Annotated in this window: 15 protein-coding genes and 3 tRNA genes; 5 read left to right on the top strand and 13 right to left on the bottom strand. The window is 73.1% G+C overall.

Annotation, left to right across the window (positions count from 1 at the left end):
* The first annotated feature begins 24 nt into the window (after positions 1 to 24).
* Both ABZ808_RS26315 and ABZ808_RS26310 read left to right on the top strand, forming a co-directional pair.
* Positions 25 to 1,545 carry a CYTH and CHAD domain-containing protein gene (locus ABZ808_RS26315; RefSeq protein WP_357011445.1) on the top strand — a complete coding sequence of 507 codons (1,521 nt, stop codon included), beginning with the start codon at positions 25 to 27 and terminating at the stop codon, positions 1,543 to 1,545.
* Positions 1,533 to 2,411, top strand: a complete 879-nt coding sequence (locus tag ABZ808_RS26310) for an NUDIX hydrolase (protein WP_357011443.1) — start codon at positions 1,533 to 1,535, stop codon at positions 2,409 to 2,411. The genes ABZ808_RS26315 and ABZ808_RS26310 overlap by 13 nt, the downstream gene beginning before the upstream one ends.
* Positions 2,412 to 2,483: 72 nt before the next feature.
* Here ABZ808_RS26310 and ABZ808_RS26305 read toward each other — a convergent pair whose 3' ends face one another.
* The 4 genes from ABZ808_RS26305 to leuC form a co-directional block, all read right to left on the bottom strand.
* Positions 2,484 to 4,406, bottom strand: a complete 1,923-nt coding sequence (locus ABZ808_RS26305) for an endonuclease/exonuclease/phosphatase family protein (RefSeq protein WP_357011441.1) — start codon at positions 4,404 to 4,406, stop codon at positions 2,484 to 2,486.
* A 140-nt stretch (positions 4,407 to 4,546) separates the two neighbouring features.
* Positions 4,547 to 5,239 (bottom strand): HU family DNA-binding protein, encoded by a 693-nt coding sequence (locus ABZ808_RS26300; protein ID WP_357011439.1) that lies wholly within the window; start codon positions 5,237 to 5,239, stop codon positions 4,547 to 4,549.
* Positions 5,240 to 5,411: 172 nt separating this feature from the next.
* Entirely contained in the window at positions 5,412 to 5,999 is a 588-nt protein-coding gene (gene leuD / locus ABZ808_RS26295; protein WP_357011437.1) for a 3-isopropylmalate dehydratase small subunit, read from the bottom strand.
* 14 nt (positions 6,000 to 6,013) lie between these two features.
* Complete coding sequence (gene leuC / locus ABZ808_RS26290) at positions 6,014 to 7,459, bottom strand: 3-isopropylmalate dehydratase large subunit (RefSeq protein ID WP_357011435.1); 1,446 nt, start codon at positions 7,457 to 7,459, stop codon at positions 6,014 to 6,016.
* Between the two features lie 49 nt (positions 7,460 to 7,508).
* Between leuC and ABZ808_RS26285 the strand changes: the two genes are divergently transcribed.
* The gene (locus tag ABZ808_RS26285; protein ID WP_007456408.1) at positions 7,509 to 8,195 is read left to right on the top strand and encodes an IclR family transcriptional regulator; all 687 of its coding nucleotides are present in this window, start codon (positions 7,509 to 7,511) and stop codon (positions 8,193 to 8,195) included.
* 130 nt (positions 8,196 to 8,325) lie between these two features.
* Here ABZ808_RS26285 and ABZ808_RS26280 read toward each other — a convergent pair.
* The 4 genes from ABZ808_RS26280 to ABZ808_RS26265 form a co-directional block, all read right to left on the bottom strand.
* A tRNA-Glu gene (locus ABZ808_RS26280) sits at positions 8,326 to 8,398 on the bottom strand.
* A 155-nt stretch (positions 8,399 to 8,553) separates the two neighbouring features.
* Positions 8,554 to 8,626 (bottom strand) — tRNA-Glu (locus ABZ808_RS26275).
* A gap of 137 nt (positions 8,627 to 8,763) precedes the next feature.
* Positions 8,764 to 8,835: transfer RNA gene (locus ABZ808_RS26270), tRNA-Gln, on the bottom strand.
* Between the two features lie 108 nt (positions 8,836 to 8,943).
* Positions 8,944 to 9,747: a fumarylacetoacetate hydrolase family protein gene (locus tag ABZ808_RS26265; RefSeq protein ID WP_357011433.1), complete on the bottom strand. Its 804-nt coding sequence runs from the start codon at positions 9,745 to 9,747 to the stop codon at positions 8,944 to 8,946.
* Positions 9,748 to 9,922: 175 nt separating this feature from the next.
* On the opposite strand from ABZ808_RS26265, the gene ABZ808_RS26260 reads away from it, so the two are divergent.
* Positions 9,923 to 11,368, top strand: a complete 1,446-nt coding sequence (locus ABZ808_RS26260) for a hypothetical protein (RefSeq protein ID WP_357011431.1) — start codon at positions 9,923 to 9,925, stop codon at positions 11,366 to 11,368.
* A gap of 34 nt (positions 11,369 to 11,402) precedes the next feature.
* Complete coding sequence (locus ABZ808_RS26255; protein ID WP_357011429.1) at positions 11,403 to 12,269, top strand: 3-methyladenine DNA glycosylase; 867 nt, start codon at positions 11,403 to 11,405, stop codon at positions 12,267 to 12,269.
* 95 nt (positions 12,270 to 12,364) lie between these two features.
* Here ABZ808_RS26255 and ABZ808_RS26250 read toward each other — a convergent pair whose 3' ends face one another.
* The 5 genes from ABZ808_RS26250 to ABZ808_RS26230 all read right to left on the bottom strand — a co-directional run bounded on the left by ABZ808_RS26250 (position 12,365) and on the right by ABZ808_RS26230 (position 15,878).
* The gene (locus tag ABZ808_RS26250) at positions 12,365 to 12,961 is read right to left on the bottom strand and encodes a TetR family transcriptional regulator (RefSeq protein ID WP_357011427.1); all 597 of its coding nucleotides are present in this window, start codon (positions 12,959 to 12,961) and stop codon (positions 12,365 to 12,367) included.
* A gap of 73 nt (positions 12,962 to 13,034) precedes the next feature.
* Positions 13,035 to 14,033, bottom strand: a complete 999-nt coding sequence (locus tag ABZ808_RS26245) for an aldo/keto reductase (RefSeq protein WP_357011425.1) — start codon at positions 14,031 to 14,033, stop codon at positions 13,035 to 13,037.
* Between the two features lie 118 nt (positions 14,034 to 14,151).
* Entirely contained in the window at positions 14,152 to 14,577 is a 426-nt protein-coding gene (gene arfB, locus ABZ808_RS26240; RefSeq protein WP_357011423.1) for an alternative ribosome rescue aminoacyl-tRNA hydrolase ArfB, read from the bottom strand.
* A 34-nt stretch (positions 14,578 to 14,611) separates the two neighbouring features.
* Positions 14,612 to 14,908, bottom strand: a complete 297-nt coding sequence (locus tag ABZ808_RS26235; protein ID WP_357011421.1) for a hypothetical protein — start codon at positions 14,906 to 14,908, stop codon at positions 14,612 to 14,614.
* A 109-nt stretch (positions 14,909 to 15,017) separates the two neighbouring features.
* Positions 15,018 to 15,878 carry a trypsin-like peptidase domain-containing protein gene (locus ABZ808_RS26230; protein WP_357011419.1) on the bottom strand — a complete coding sequence of 287 codons (861 nt, stop codon included), beginning with the start codon at positions 15,876 to 15,878 and terminating at the stop codon, positions 15,018 to 15,020.
* Positions 15,879 to 15,899: the final 21 nt, after the last annotated feature.

The following is a 15,899-nucleotide window of genomic DNA, read 5'->3' as shown; positions in this document are numbered from 1 at the left end:
CCGATCGCGGCATAGGCTGAGCTGATGGTCGAGGAGGAGCTGAAGTACGAGGTGGACGACACCTACGTGCTGCCGGACCTGTCCGCCGTGGCCCCGGCCGGTGGTCGGGTCCGGGCGCTGCCACCGGCGACGCTCGTCGCCCGCTACCTCGACACGGTCGACCTGCGGCTGGCCCGCGCCGGTGCCTCACTGCGGCACCGCGAGGGCGACGAACTGCCGTGGACGGTGAAGCTGCCCACCGGCACCCCGGGCGTCCGGCACGAGATTTCCCGCCCCGGGCCGGTCGGGCAGCCGCCGCCGGAGCTGGTGGAGCTGGTCACCGCGCTGCACCGGGGCGCGCCACTGGCGCCGGTGACGGTGGTGCGGACGATCCGGCACGCCCACGAGGTGTGCGACAGGGCCGGCGCGGTGCTCGCCGAGGTGGTGGACGACCGGGTGACCGTGGGCGACGACGCCGGTGCGGCAACCGGCGCGTTCCGCGAGCTGGAGGTGGAGCTCAAGGCCGGCGACCGGGAGCTGCTGGACCGGATCGGCGGCGTGCTGGTCGAGGCAGGCGCCCGGGGCGGCTCCTTCACCCCGAAACACGTACGGGCGCTGGGCTCGGCGGCCCAGGCCGAGCCCGACCTGGTCGCGCCGGGCGAGCTGACGACCGACCCGAGCGCCGGCGAGGTGGTCACCGAGGTGGTCCGCAAGGAGGTACGCCGCCTGCTGACGCACGACCCGCTGGTGCGACTGCGCGCGTCGGCCGGTGGCGGTGACACCGCCGTGCACCAGATGCGGGTGGCCTCCCGACGGCTCCGCAGCGACCTGCGTACCTTCACGCCGCTGGTCCGCAGGTCGTGGTCCCGTCCGCTGCGCGCGGAGCTGCGCTGGCTGGCCGGCGTGCTCGGCGCGGCCCGCGACGCCGAGGTGCTGCGCGACCGACTGCGACGCACCGCGGCCGCCGACCCGCTCAGCTCGCTCGACCAGGGCGCGGTGGGCCGGCTGGACGACGCGCTCGCCGAACGGCAGCGGCAGGCGCTCGCCGCCATCGACGAGGCGCTGCGCTCCCCGCGTTACCTGGCCCTGGTGGACGCCCTGGTGCTGGCCGCCCGCGCGCCCCGGCTCACCCGCCGGGCGTCCGAGCCGGCAGCGCGGACGCTGCCCGCGCTGGTGGCCCGCCCGTGGAAACGGCTCACCGGCCCGGACGGCGTCGACGGGCTCGACCCGCTGGCGCCCGACGACCGCTGGCACGGGGTGCGCAAGGAAGCCAAGCAGGCCCGGTACGCGGTAAACGCGGTCCTCCCGGCGGTCAGCGGGGGCGCGCGCCGGCTGTCCCGCGCGCTGGCCCGGGTGCAGGACGTGCTCGGCGAGCACCAGGACGCGGCGGTGGCCGCGGAAACCTGGCTCGCCCTCGCCGCCGACCGACCGGACGACCACGAGTTGGCGGTCACCGCCGGGCGGCTTGCCGAGCGGGAACGCGAGACGGTCCACCGGATGCGGGCCCGGTTCCCCGCCGCGTGGCACCGGGCCACCCGGCGACGGCGGACCAGATGGCTGCCGTGACGGGCATCCGAGCCGCCGGCGGGGTCTGCTGGCGTCCCACCGCCGACGGCGTACGGGTGTGCGTCGTGCACCGCCCCCGCCACGGGGACTGGACGCTGCCCAAGGGCAAGCTGGAGCCGGGCGAGCATCCGATGGTCGCGGCCGTCCGCGAGGTGGCCGAGGAGGCCGACGTACGCGGCGTGCCGCAGGTACGGCTGCCGTCGGTGCGCTACCGCAGCGAGGGGCAGGACAAGCTGGTCGACTACTGGTCGATGCGTACGGTCGCCAGCGGCGGTTTCCAGCCCGACACCGAGGTGGACGACGTGCGGTGGCTCGCCGTGGACGACGCGATCCGGCTGGTCAGCTACCCGCACGACGCCGAGGTGCTGGCCGCGTTCGCCGCGCTGCCACCGGTGACGGCCACCGTCGCGCTGGTCCGGCACGCGCACGCCGGCAAGCGGGCCACCTGGACCGGCCCGGACACCGCCCGCCCGCTCGACGACGAGGGGTGGACCCAGGCGTACGCCCTCGCCGCGCTGATCGCCCTGGTCCGGCCGGCCCGGTTGGTGTCGGCGTCGCCGCGTCGCTGCGTACAGACCCTGGACCCGGCCGCCGCACTACTCGACCTACCGATCGAGATCTGCGGCGATCTGGACGAGCCTCAGCCGGGCCAACAGCACGACGAGCGGGTGCTCGCCACCGCCGCCCAGTTGCTGGCGCTCGCCTGCGCGGGCGGGCAGGTGGCGGTGTGCGGCCAGGGCAAGGTGCTGCCGGGCGCGTTGGAGCAGCTCACCGGCCGCGCCGACGACGATTTCACCACTCCTAAGGGCGGCGGCTGGCTGCTCGCCTTCAGCGGTGACCGGCTGCTCGCCACCGACCGCCTGTAACCCGCGCCCCGCCCGGGTGGCCTGGATGCGCCGAGGCCGCCGATCCGGTGTGGATCAACGTCTGTCGGGCGGTCAGCGGGGCGGCAGGGTGAGGGTCACCGCGACCGGCAGGTGATCGCTGGCCGTGCCGCGCGGCGCGACCGGGTCGGTCGGGGTCACGCCGGGCGAGACGAAGACGTGGTCGATCTGCTGGCGCGGATCGTCGGCCGGGCTGGTCGCCAGCGGTCGGGCGGCCGCCATCGCGTCGACGAGACCGGCCGAGGTGAACTGCCCGAACGCCTCGTCGCCCGGCTCGGTGTTCAGGTCACCGGCCACCACCAGCGGTCGGCCGGCCGCGTACCCGGTGGCGAAGTCGGCGACCGCGCGGGCCTGGACCACCGGGCCCGTGTCGGGCGGCGGTTGCAGGTGCGTGCTGACCACGGCGAGACGGACGCCGTCGCTGAGGTCCAGGGTGACGGCGAGGGCCTGCGCGCCGGTGGGCGCACCGACGGCCGGCAGTGGGAGGGACCGCGGATCCGTGAGCGGCCAACGGCTGAGCACCGCGTCGCCCCAGACGGGGTCGGCGGCCGGCCCGAACACGTACGGCATGTCGAGGCGGTCGGAGAGCAGGTCCAGGGTGTCGTGGCCGCCGTTGAGCAGCCAGCCCCGGTCCACCTCGCTGAGCAGCACCACGTCGGGCCGCTGCCGGTCGATTGCGGCGGTCAGCCCGGCCAGGTCGAACCGGCCGTCCAGGCCGAAACCCATCCGGATGTTGTACGCCACCACCCTCAGCCGGTCCGGCGGCCCATCCCGGTTGCTGGCCACCGCCACCCGGTCGGCGAACAGCGGTGCCAGCAGAGCCAGCGCGGTGACCAGGGCCGTGGTCGGCAGTGGTGCCAGCGACCCGGCGGGCCGGTGGTCGCTCGGGGGCCGCCCCGCGACGGGACGGGCCGCGAGTGCCACGACGGCGACCAGCCCGGCGACCAGCACCGGCACCGCGCCGTTGGGGTAGCCGAGGTCGTAGGCGGAGTAGTAACCGACCGCCGCCAGCACGAAGACGAGCATTCCGGCGACGACCGCGTACCCCCGGCGGGCCGCCGCCCGTAGGGCATCCGCCGCGCCCGCACCGACGGCCGTGTCGGGTCGGCTCACCGCGTCGGTGAGAGCGAGGCAGGCACCGAGGCCGACGGCGGTGAGCAGGATGGCCGGAACGAGCAGATCACCCCGGTCGAGGGCGAAGAGCACCGCGCCCGACAGCAGGGCCGCCGGCCCGAGCGGTCGCCCCCACCGCCGTCGGGGCGGACCGGTCAGCGCCGCCAGCAGGAAACCGGCGACGGCCACCGGCACCGGCGCCAGGCCGAACAGCGGCGAGCGGGCGACGCCGTCACCGGCCACCAGGTACGACATCCCGGTCTGGGCGAGTGCCGGGGAGAGGGCCACCATGCCGGCCAGCAGCAGCACCGGCCCGGCCAGCAGCCAGGACCGGGCGCCGTCGGGGCCGGGTGGCGCGCCCTTCAACGCCGTACCGGCCAGGAACAGCGTGACCGCGACGGCGCTGAGCAGCCAGGCCACCCAGCCACCCCGCCAGGTGAGGTCGTAGGTGTCCAGCAGCGCGTGTACGGCCGCGTTGACCGCCAGCCCCAGGGCCAGCCCCGGCACCGGTCGGTCGGTGTCGCCGGCGACGCCCACCAACCAGACCAGCCCGGCGAGCAGCCCGGCGGTAGCCAACCAGAGCTGTGGACGCCCGCCGGGAGTGCTGGTGAGCGCGAGCCGGGCGGCGGCCAGCAGGACGGCCGCCGTGATGGTGACGGGACGGGCGCCCACCCGGCGGACCAGCGCCGGTGCGGCCGCCGCCAGGACGAACCAGCCGAGGGCGAACGCGCCCATCAGCTCGGCCGGGGTGGACGCGGCCTGACCGAAGATGGTGATGATGCCGGGCAGCCAGACGCGCAGCACGTCGATGAGCAGAATGACGCCCAGCGCGAGCGATCCGGTGGTGAGCTGGCGGTAGCGCACCGGCGCTCCATTTCCGTCGGCGGGCCGGCAGAGGGGGCCGGCACGGCGATTCTGCGCGTCCACGGCGGGCGGGTCAACGGCCCCGGTACGCCCAAAGGGCGCCCACCGCGCGGGTGGACGCCCTGTGGATCGAGGGTCGGTCAGCGCTTGCTGGCCGCCTTCTTGGCCGGAGCCTTCTTCGCGGGAGCCTTCTTGGCCGCCGTGGTCTTGCTCGCCGCCGCGGTGGTCTTCTTCGCCGTGGTGGACTTGGCCGCCGCGGCGCTCTTCTTCGTCGGCGCGGCCTTCTTGCTGGCGACCGTCTTGGTCGCCGTGGTGCTCTTGCTCGCCTTGGCCGGGGCGGTCTTCTTGCTGGCCGCCGTCTTGGTCGCCGTGGCGGTCTTGCTCGCCTTGGCCGGGGCGGTCTTCTTGCTGGCCGCCGTCTTGGTCGCCGTGGCGGTCTTGCTCGCCTTGGCCGGAGCGGTCTTCTTACTGGCCGCCTTGGTGGCGGTGGCCTTGGTGCCAGCGGCCTTGGCCGTCGTGGTGGCGGTCTTCTTGGCCGCCACCGTGGCCTTCGGCACCTTGCCGCTGGCCACCATCTCCTTGAACCCGGCGCCCGCACGGAAGGTCGGGACGGATGTCTTCTTGACCTTCACCGCCTCGCCGGTACGCGGGTTGCGCGCTGTTCGTGCGCCACGCACACGCTTTTCGAATGCTCCGAATCCGGTGATCGCCACCTTCTCGCCCTTGGTGACCGCCGCCTGGACCTCAGTGAGGACCGCGTCGAGCGCGGCCGTCGCCGTCTTCCGGTCCCCCAGGCGAACGGCGAGCGCCTCGATGAGCTCGGCTTTGTTCACGACTTCCTCCCGATTGTGCAACTGACTCGACGCGAGCCATTCTGCGCGCACGGTATGCCCTGTGCTGCCTGGACACAAACATTCGGTAGAAAAAAGCCCTTGTGTCGTAACGGATTCGCCCCCACCGGTTGGACCGGTGAGGGCGAATCCGATGTGCGGATGGGCGTACGGGCTATGCCACCGAGGGCAGGAACGGCAGTCGACCCGCCTCGTACGAGTCGATGTCGGCGGCGTGCCGGAGGGTGAGTCCAATGTCGTCCAGACCCTCCAACAGGCGCCACCGGCTGAAGTCGTCCAGCGGGAACGACCACGTGGCGTCCCCTGCCCGGAGCTGTCGGGCGGTCAGGTCGACCGTCACCGGAGTGGTCGGATCGGCCTCGACCAGATCCCACAACTCCTCGACGGCTTTCAATTCCAACTCGACCGGCAGCAGGCCCTCCTTGAGGGCATTGCCGCGGAAGATGTCACCGAAACGCGGCGACACCACGGCGCGGAAGCCCCAGTCCCGCAGCGCCCAGACGGCATGCTCCCGGGAGGAGCCGGTGCCGAACTCCGGGCCGGCGATGAGGATCGACGCACCGGAATAGGATTCATCGTTGAGCACGAATGTCGGATCTTCCCGCCAGGCGTTGAACAGCCCGTCGGCGAACCCGGTGCGGGTCACCCTCTTGAGGTACACGGCCGGGATGATCTGATCCGTGTCCACGTTGGACCGCCGCAACGGCACGGCGGTGCCGGTGTGGGTGGTGAACTTGTCCATCTCCTCGGTCCCTTCTACAGATCGGCGGGGGCGGCCAGCCGGCCGACCACGGCGGTGGCGGCGGCGACCGGCGGGGAGACCAGGTGGGTACGCCCACCCCGGCCCTGCCGGCCCTCGAAGTTGCGGTTCGAGGTGGAGGCGGAGCGCTCGCCCGGCTTCAGCGTGTCGGGGTTCATTCCCAGACACATGGAGCAGCCGGCGAACCGCCACTCGGCGCCAGCGTCGGCGAAGACCTTGTCCAGCCCTTCGGCCTCGGCGGCCTCCCGCACGGCGGCGGAGCCGGGCACCACGAGCATCCGGACCCCGTCGGCGACCCGGTGGCCGCGCAGCACGTCGGCGGCGGCCCGCAGGTCCTCCAGGCGACCGTTGGTGCAGGAGCCCACGAAGACCACGTCGATGGGGAGTTCCCGCAGCGGGGTGCCGGGGCGCAGGTCCATGTACTCCAGCGCGCGACGGGCGGCGACCCGCTCCGAGTCGGTGGCGAACTCCTCCGGGTCCGGCACGGGCGCACTGAGCGGCGCGCCCTGCCCGGGGTTGGTGCCCCAGGTGACGAACGGGGTGACCTGGCTGGCGTCCAGGGTCACCTCGGCGTCGAAGCGGGCGTCCTCGTCGGTGGGCAGCGTCCGCCACCAGGCCAGCGCCGCGTCCCAGTCCGCGCCCTGCGGCGCGTTCGGGCGACCCTTGAGGTACGCGAAGGTCGTCTCGTCCGGCGCGATCATGCCGGCCTTGGCGCCCCACTCGATGGACATGTTGGCGATGGTCATCCGCCCCTCCATGGAGAGGGAGCGGATCGCCTCGCCGCGGTACTCGACGATGTGACCACGACCACCGCCGGTGCCGACCTGGGTGATCAGCGCCAACACCAGGTCCTTGGCGGTGACGCCGGGGGCGAGCTGGCCGGTGACGTTCACGGCCATGGTCTTCGGGCGGCTCTGCGGCAGCGTCTGGGTGGCGAGGACGTGCTCGACCTCACTGGTGCCGATGCCGAAGGCGAGCGCGCCGAACGCGCCGTGGGTGGCGGTGTGCGAGTCGCCACAGACGATGGTCATGCCCGGCTGGGTCACCCCGAGCTGCGGGCCGATGACGTGCACGATGCCCTGGTTCTCGTCACCGAGCGGGTGCAGTCGCACGCCGAACTCGGCGCAGTTGCGGCGCAGCGTCTCGATCTGCGTCCGCGACGTCGGGTCCGCGATGGTGAGCAGGTCACCACGGCGGAGCCGGAAGGCCGGGTCGTCGTACCCGGTCGGGGTGTTGTGGTCCTCGGTCGCGAGCGTCAGGTCGGTTCGGCGCACCCGGCGACCGGCGAGCCGCAGCCCGTCGAACGCCTGCGGGCTGGTCACCTCGTGCAGCAGGTGCAGGTCGATGAAGAGCAGGTCCGGCTCACCAGCGGCGGACCGAACGACGTGCGCGTCCCAAACCTTTTCGGCCAGGGTCCTCGGCTCAGGAGTGACTCCCACCATCTGGACATCCTAAATTCTGGGAGGTATGTTTCGGCTTGTGGGACACAGTATGAGCGGTGTTGGCGTTCTCGACAAGGCGGTGGTCATCCTGGCCGCCTGTGTCGACGGCGCCAGCCTGGCCGAACTCGTTGAACGCACGAAGCTGCCGCGGGCCACCGCGCACCGGCTGGCGCAGGCGTTGGAGATCCATCGGATGCTGGTCCGGGACACCCAGGGGCGCTGGCGCCCCGGCCCGCGGTTGGGCGAGTTGGCCAACGCGGCACCCGACGTTCTGCTGACCGCTGCCGAGCCGCTACTGGCCGCGCTGCGCGACGCCACAGGTGAGAGCGCGCAGCTCTACCTACGCCGCGCCGACGAGCGGATCTGCGTGGCGGCGGCGGAGCGCGCCAGTGGCCTCCGGGACACCGTTCCGGTCGGCTCGGTGCTGCCGATGACCGCCGGCTCCGCCGCCCAGATCCTGCTCGCCTGGGAGCCGCCGGAGGCGGTGATGCCGCTGCTGCCGCGCAGCAAGTTCACCGGCCGCACCCTCGCCGAGGTACGCCGCCGAGGCTGGGCGCAGAGCGTCGCCGAGCGCGAGGCGGGTGTGGCGAGCGTCTCCGCACCGATCCGGGACCGCACCGGCCGTGTGATCGCCTCAGTCAGCATCTCCGGCCCCATAGAGCGCCTGGGCCGCCGCCCCGGCGAGCGCCACGCCATGGCGGTGGTGAGAGCCGGCCAACGCCTCTCCGGCCTCTGACCCGGCGCGGTGATCATGAAGTTGGCGTCACCGACACCGGCGTGTCGCGCCGCCAACTTCATGATCACCGCCAGGTGGGTGGGTACGGAGAAAGGCTCGTCTCGCTTCGCGAGACGAGCCTTTCTGGTTGTAGCCCCGACCGGATTCGAACCGGCGCTACCGCCTTGAGAGGGCGGCGTCCTGGGCCACTAGACGACGGGGCCAGAACTTTCCTGTTCACCGCCCTCTCGGGCGGTGCGGCTTGTAGTCTAGCGGCACCATCACCGGGTTCGAGCACGGGGTGCACGCCCATCGGCAGGCTCTGCGGGTGGACACGAAACAGCCCGCCTCACCAGGTGAGACGGGCTGTGCACAGATGTAGCCCCGACCGGATTCGAACCGGCGCTACCGCCTTGAGAGGGCGGCGTCCTGGGCCACTAGACGACGGGGCCAGAACATGCTTTCGCTCCTCGACCCTCGCGGGCAGAGGAGCTGCACTCTACCGGAGATCACTCTCCGCCCCCGCTAAGGGGCGGAGTCGAACTCCGTCAGAATCCAGCGTCCGGGATTCTCGCGAATCCCAGCTGCGCTGGGGTACCAGGACTCGAACCTAGACTAACTGAACCAGAATCAGTCGGGCTGCCAATTACCCCATACCCCATTGGCACCTTGCGGCGCCGGGAGTGAACATTACCCTCCCGGTGCCGGCAGGCCAAATCCGATCCCCCCGAAACACCTGTGAGCTGCGGAAACGGGGGCATCGGACGGATCAGGCGACGGGGACCACCGGGTTGCTGAGCTCACCGATGCCCTCGATCCGCACGGTGACGGTATCCCCCTCCACGAGCGGGCTAACCCCCGCCGGCGTGCCGGTGAGAACCACGTCGCCGGGCAGCAGCGTCATCACGTGCGAGATGTACGACACCAGGCCGGCCACGTCGAAGACCATGTCCTTCGTCCGGCCGAGCTGGCGCACCTCCATCTCGTCGGGGTTGCGACCCACCTCACACCGGATCTCCAGGTCGGAGACGTCCAGCCCGGTGGTGATCCACGGACCGATGGGGCAGAACGAGTCGAAGCCCTTGGCCCGGGTCCACTGCCCGTCGGAGCGTTGGAGGTCCCGTGCGGTGACGTCGTTGGCGCAGGTGTAGCCGAAGATGGCACGTTCGGCGGCGGCCCGGTCGGCGCGGCGGGCACCCGGCGCGCCGATCACGACCGCCAGTTCCGCCTCGTGCTCGACCTGCTTGGAGAAGATCGGCAGCCGGATGGCGTCCCGGGGGCCGATCACCGAGGTGGACGGCTTGAGAAAGAGCAACGGCTCCTTGGGTACGTCGTTGCCGAGTTCGGCGGCGTGGTCGGCGTAGTTGCGGCCCACGCAGACCACCTTGCTGGGCAGGATCGGCGAGAGAAGCCGGACGTCGGAGAGGGCCCAGCGGGCCCCACTGAAGGACAGTTTGCCGAACGGGTGACCTTCGATCTCGGCGATGGTCAGGCCCTGCGGCCCGGCCTCCGGTTCGCCCTCGACGGCACCGAACGACATTCCCTTGGCATGAGCGAAACGAGCGATACGCACCTGGCCAATCTAGCCCCGCCGACGGGTCCACCGGCCACGACCGGCTGCGGGGTGTGCGCAACCCGTCAACGCGGCGGCACCCTACCGGCCGCCAGGGTGACCGGGGCGAGATTCCTGACTTCGTACCCGCACGGAGGGAGCACGCCCTTAGCGTCGGCTCCGGAGGTTCGTTCGTATGCCTGCATCGACACGACACCACAGAGCCCTCGCAGTGTTCGTCCACTGCCTCGGCATCCTCGCCGCCGTGCCGGCCCTGCCCGCGGTGGCCCCGGAGGCGGCGGCCGTGCCACGACCACCGGCCGTCACGCCACAACCAACGGCACCCACGCCAGGACCGACGGCGGTCACACCGCCCGCGCCCGTCAGCCCGCCGCCCGCGGTGGCGGTGGTCGCCCGGCCACCCGCGGCGGCGAGCGCGGAGCCCACCCCGCCGTCGGCGCCACCGGCGATGGCGCCGCCGTCGCGGACACCGGCGTCGGTGCCCGCGCCGCCGGTCACGGTGGCGGTCGCGCCGGAGAGCAGCCCAGCGCCGCGGTACCGGATCCACGTGCGCAACGTGGGCGACTCGCCGGTCGAGACGACGGTGCGCCAGGAGTTGCCCTCCGGGTCGTCGCCCACCTCGATCAGCGCCGGCGGCCGGTCCACCCGTTCCGGCGGGTCCGCCACCGAGGTGACGTGGCGGCTGCGGCTGCCCGCGCACAGCACGACCACGCTGGGCACCGCGCTGGCCGCGACCGCGCCGGGCCAGGCACTGACCGCGCCGGCCTGTGCCTTCACCAGCGACGGCAGCCGGCCGTACGACTGCGCGTCGGCCACCTGGCAGGCGGCGGGGACACCTGCGGCAGCGGAGGTCACGGGGGCGCAGCCGCTCTGGCGGCAGACCCCGGTGCTGCTGGCCGGCCTGGCGGTTCTGCTGCTGCTCGGTGCCGCCCTGTTCTGGGTGTGGCGTCGTCGGCGCGGCCGGCGGGTGACCGCGGCCGCCCTGTCCAGCGGCGGCGGATCAGACGACAGGCGCGGAACGATCTATCCGCGTCCGGCCACCCCGAGCCCGGTGCGGCGTCGGCGCACCCCACCGGTCGCCCTGCTGGTCGGCGCGGCCGTGGTGGTGCTGGCCGCCGTGGTCGGCACGGCCGGCTGGACGGCGACCCGGCGGGTCTCCGAGATCGACACCCAGAAACAGCCGACCAGCGGCGCGTGGATGGGCACCGGGGTGTCCGGGCCGGTGGGCGTGCCGCTGCGCGAGTCGGCGTTCGAGTTCACCGTCTACCGGATGTCCTGCGGCGCGCACGGCAGCGCGGGCGCGGTCGACGGGGGCACTGCGGCTCCGGCCTCCGGCCGGCGGTGTCAGGCCACCGTGGGGGTGCGCAACGTCACCGGCGACCAGCAGCCCTGGCACGGCCAGATGCAACGGGTCTACCTGCCCGGCGGTCGCTGGGTGAGCACCGACGAGCCGGCCACCCGGGCGGCCAACCTGGGCCGGGACGTCTTCGCCAACCCGGTGGCCGCCGGCAGTCGGGTGGTGCTGCCGCTGGTCTTCACCGTCGACGGGCGGGACCCGCCCCGACAGTTGGAGCTGCGCAGCGGCGTCTTCTCCGCCGGTGTGCGGGTGCAGATGCCCTGACCGGTGGTCGGGCGGCGGTCGTACCCTGGGGTCCGTGACCGCCGCCCTCGCCCCCGCCGTGCTCGACGTGGCGACCTGGCAGGCCCGTCGCCGGGCCCACGAGGAGCGGGTGGACGTCTGGCTGACCCCGCACCTGGCCCGTCGGCGTCGGGGCGAGCGGCATCCGGTGGCCGACTTCCTGTTCACCTACTACTCGCACCGGCCGGCCCAGCTGCGCCGTTGGCATCCGGGCGCGGGGGTCGAGCTGCGCGACGCGGATCCGGCCGACTTCGGCCGGGACTACCGCGCCACCGCCGCCGGGGTCACCCTCGACACCGATGCGGTACGCGAGCGGCGTGGCGAGTCGATCGGGTGGATCCGCTCCCTGCTCGTGGCCACCGCGGGGCGGGCGCCACACTTCGGCTGCTTCGGGATGCACGAGTGGGCGATGGTCTACCGGCAGACCCGCGAGGAGTTGCGGCACAACGCCTGGCCGTTGCGGCTGGATCCGGAGCGGACCGCCACGGTCGTCGAGGAGCGCGGGGTGCGGTGCAGCCACTTCGACGCGTACCGGTTCTTCACCCCGCCGGCCCGCCCGTTGAACCTGCTCACACCGACCCGGGACACCCAGCACGAGCACGAGCAGCCGGGCTGTCTACACGCCAACATGGACGTCTACAAATGGGCGTACAAGCTGTCGCCGCTGGTGCCCTCGGAGCTGGTGGCGGACTGTTTCGAGCTGGCCCGGGAGATCCGCGCCCTCGACATGCGGGCCAGCCCGTACGACCTGGCGGAGCTCGGCTACCCGCCGGTGCGGGTGGAGACGCCGGAGGGCCGGGCGGAGTACGCCGCCGCGCAGCGCGGCTTCGCCGACCGGGCCGGCGTGCTGCGCGATCGGCTGCTCGCGGCCGTCCCGGCCTGAGCGATGGGCGATCGGCTGCTCGCGGCCGTCCCGGCCTGAGCGAAGGGCGACCGGCTGCTCGCAGGGCCGTCCCGGCCTGACCGGGGCGGGCGCGGTCAGCTCGCCGGCCGGGTCCGCAGGCCGTCGATGAGCAGCGCGATGACCGCCGCCAGGTCGTCGTCGAGGCCGGGCTCGCTCCACTCGGCCCGGTGTGCGGGGTGGTGGAAGCGGGCGGTGGCCTGCAACAGCGCCCGGCCGGCCACCGCCGGGTCGGGGACGCTGAACTCGCCAGCCGCCATCCCGTCGGCGACGATCAGGCTGAGCTGACCGGCGAGGACCTCCAGGTGTTTGGCGACCGCTCCCTCGGAGAGGGTGGCGAGCTGGTGGAAGTTGTCGAACAGCTCCGGGTCCTCCCGGGCCATCCGGCGCTTGGTGCCGCTCAGCTCGGCCAGCCACCGACGCAGCCGCTGCGGGGCGGGGCCGGCGCCGGTGGCCACCTCGACGAGCGGGGTGGAGACCCGGGCCAGCCAGCGTTCGGCGACCGCGTCGCGTAGCGCGGCCTTGCTGGCGAAGTGCCGGTAGACGCTGCCGTGGCTGACGCCCAGCGCGCGGGCGACGTCCAGCACGGTGGCCTTGGCCGGCCCGTACCGGCGTAGCGCCTCCTCGGCGGTGTCGAGGATGCGGTCGGCCGTCAGGGCGGTGGCGTCGCTCATCACACCAGCCTCCCTGACCGCGTCCACGGCCGTGGCGCGACCCCCGGGTGGCGGTCGCGCCACGGCCGGGCGGTCACGCCCGCTCGCTGTCCAGGAACGCCATCTGCGCCTCGGCGTAGCGGCTGCCGGCTGCCGCGTCGGCCGGGATGGCGGCCTCGATGGCGGCCAGGTCCGCGTCGGTCAGGACGACTGCGGTCGCGCCCAGTGCCTCGGTGAGCCGGTCCCGGCGGCGGGCGCCGACCAGGGGCACGATGGTCTCGCCACGGGCGAGCACCCAGGCGATGGCGATCTGCGCCACGGTGACGCCGCGGGCCTCGGCGATGGCGCGCAGGGCGTCCACCAGGGCCAGGTTGCGGTCCAGGTTCGCGCCGGAGAACCGGGGCAGGTGGCTGCGGAAGTCGGTGGCGACGGTGTCCCGCCGCGCCGTCCAGTGGCCGCTGATCAGGCCACGGGACAGCACCCCGTACGCGGTGACCCCCACGCCCAGCTCGCGGGCCGTCGGCAGGATGTCGGTCTCCGGGTTGCGGGAGATCAGCGAGTATTCGATCTGGAGGTCGGTGATCGGGTGCACGGCGTGTGCCCGGCGCAGCGTCTCCGCGCTCACCTCGGACAGGCCGATGTGCCGGATGTGGCCGGCCTTGACGAGCTCGGCCAGGGTGCCCACCACCTCCTCCACCGGAACATCGGACGCGAGGCGGGACGGGCGGTAGATGTCGACGTGGTCGGTGCCGAGCCGGCGCAGCGTGTACGCGAGGAAGTTCTTGATCGCGGCGGGCCGGAGGTCGTAGCCGTTCCAGCCACCGTCGGCGTCGCGCAGGGCGCCGAACTTGACGCTGATCACGGCGTCGTCCCGGTCGCGACCGCGCAGCGCCTCGCGCAGCAGCAGCTCGTTGTGGCCCATCCCGTAGAAGTCGCCGGTGTCCAGCAGGGTGATGCCGGCGTCCAGGGCGGCGTGGATGGTGGCGATGCTCTCGGCCTCGTCGGCGTCGCCGTAGAGGTCGGACATGCCCATCAGGCCGAGGCCGAGGGCGGAGACGGTCGGACCGGTGGTGCCGAGGGTGCGGGTGTCCATGGGGTGTTCCTCTCCTGGATGACTCACTCACCATACATACTTCGGCTGACAGATTCCAGATTCTGTCACTCGATAGTCCGATGATCTCCCGCAGGAGCGGTTCTCGATGATGGTTCGACTACTCGCCGTCGACGCGGCGGTCGCGCTTGCGCTGCGACTGGCGCTTCTTCTCGGCCAGCCGGCGCTCCTTGGCGCCTCGCGACGGCCGGGTGGCGCGTCGAGGTGGCGGCGGGGGTGCCGCGGCTTCACGCAGCAGCGCCACCATCCGCTCACGGGCCGCCTCCCGGTTGGCGAGCTGCGCCCGGTGCTCGCTGGCCGCGATCGTCAGCACCCCGTCCACCAGACGGTTGGCGAGCCGCTCCAACGCCCGCGTCCGCACCCAGTCGGGCACGGACGGGGAGTTGGCCAGGTCGTAGCTCAGCTCGACCCGGGAGTCGGCGGTGTTCACGCCCTGCCCACCCGGCCCGGACGAGCGGGAGAAGCGCTCCCGCAGCTCCCCGGCGGGGACGACCCACCGGTCGGTCACCCGCAGTCCGTCGTCCACGCCCCGAGGCTAACCCGCACCGGCGCGCCGAGGATCACCGGTGCGGAGGCTCACTCAGCGTCGAGGACGGGCTGGGCGTCGGGCCGGCCGTCTCGTCGTCGGAGCCGACCGCCGCGTACGCCACCGCGCCGAACAGCAGCAACCCGATCACCGCGGCTTTCACGGCGACCCCCCGGATCAGCAACCAGGCGCCACGGCGTGCAGTTGGCACCGTTTTCTTGACCGTCTGGTAGTCGGTCCACCCGCGTCGCGCCCGCGCGTACGCCGACCCCACCGCACATCCGATGACCAGGCCCACCAGCAGGAGGACCGTGAGAAGAGGACGCTCCACCTCCGCCAGTATCCATACGGAGCGTCATATTTCCATGATTTGATGCCGTCCGGCCGGATATCCGACACTGCCGGCGGCCGAACCGGCCGCCGGCAGCTGTCCGGGCAGCTCAGCCGCCCTTGCCGATGATCGTGTCGGCGGTCTGCTGCACCTGGTCGATCGGGATGGCGAAGCCGATGCCGATCGACCCGTTGCCGTCGATGGTGGCGATCGCGGTGTTCACCCCGACCACCTCCCCACGGGCGTTGACCAGCGGCCCGCCCGAGTTGCCGGGATTGATCGACGCGTCGGTCTGCACGGCGCTGTGCCGGTTGTTGCCCAGCCGCACCTGACGGTCCAACGCGCTCACGATGCCCGCGGTGACCGTGCCGGACAGGCCGAGCGGCGAGCCCACCGCCAGCACCGGCTCACCGACCCGGGTGGCACCCGGCTTGGCCAGCGGCAACGGGGCGAGCCCGGCCGACGGCGGCACCTTCAGCACCGCCAGGTCGCTGCGCGGCTCCCGGCCGACCACCTCGGCTTCGTACCGGCGGCCGTCGGGCAGCTCCACGGTCACCGGCCCACCGCCCCCCTTGGCCAGGATGTGGTCGTTGGTGACGAGGTGCTGCTGGTCGTCGATGGCGAACCCCGAGCCGGTCGCGGACGCGCCGTTCGCGCCGCCGGCGAGCACCGAGACCACGCCGGGCACGGTCCGCTCGGCGGCGGTGACCAGCTCCGCCGGCACCGGGGCGGCCGACGCCGCCGCCGGACCGGCGGCACCGTCCCGGCTGGCCACCACGCCGCCGGCCAGAGCGCCCGAGACGGCGGAGACGGCCACCACTCCCAGCACGGCGAGCAGCCGGCCCGAACGCCGCCCGCCGGGATCCCGCCCCGAGCCGGGCGCGTCCCACCACCCGCGCCCGTCCGGGTCGAGTTCGGGCGAGATGAACCAGGGACCGCGCGGTTCACCCAGTCCGGTCTGCACAGCCATGCGTACTCCTCACGGTCGACG

Source organism: Micromonospora sp. NPDC047527, from assembly GCF_040643015.1.
Taxonomy (GTDB): domain Bacteria; phylum Actinomycetota; class Actinomycetes; order Mycobacteriales; family Micromonosporaceae; genus Micromonospora.
Note: the sequence above shows the minus strand (reverse complement) of the source record. Positions and strands in the feature narration are given on the sequence as shown.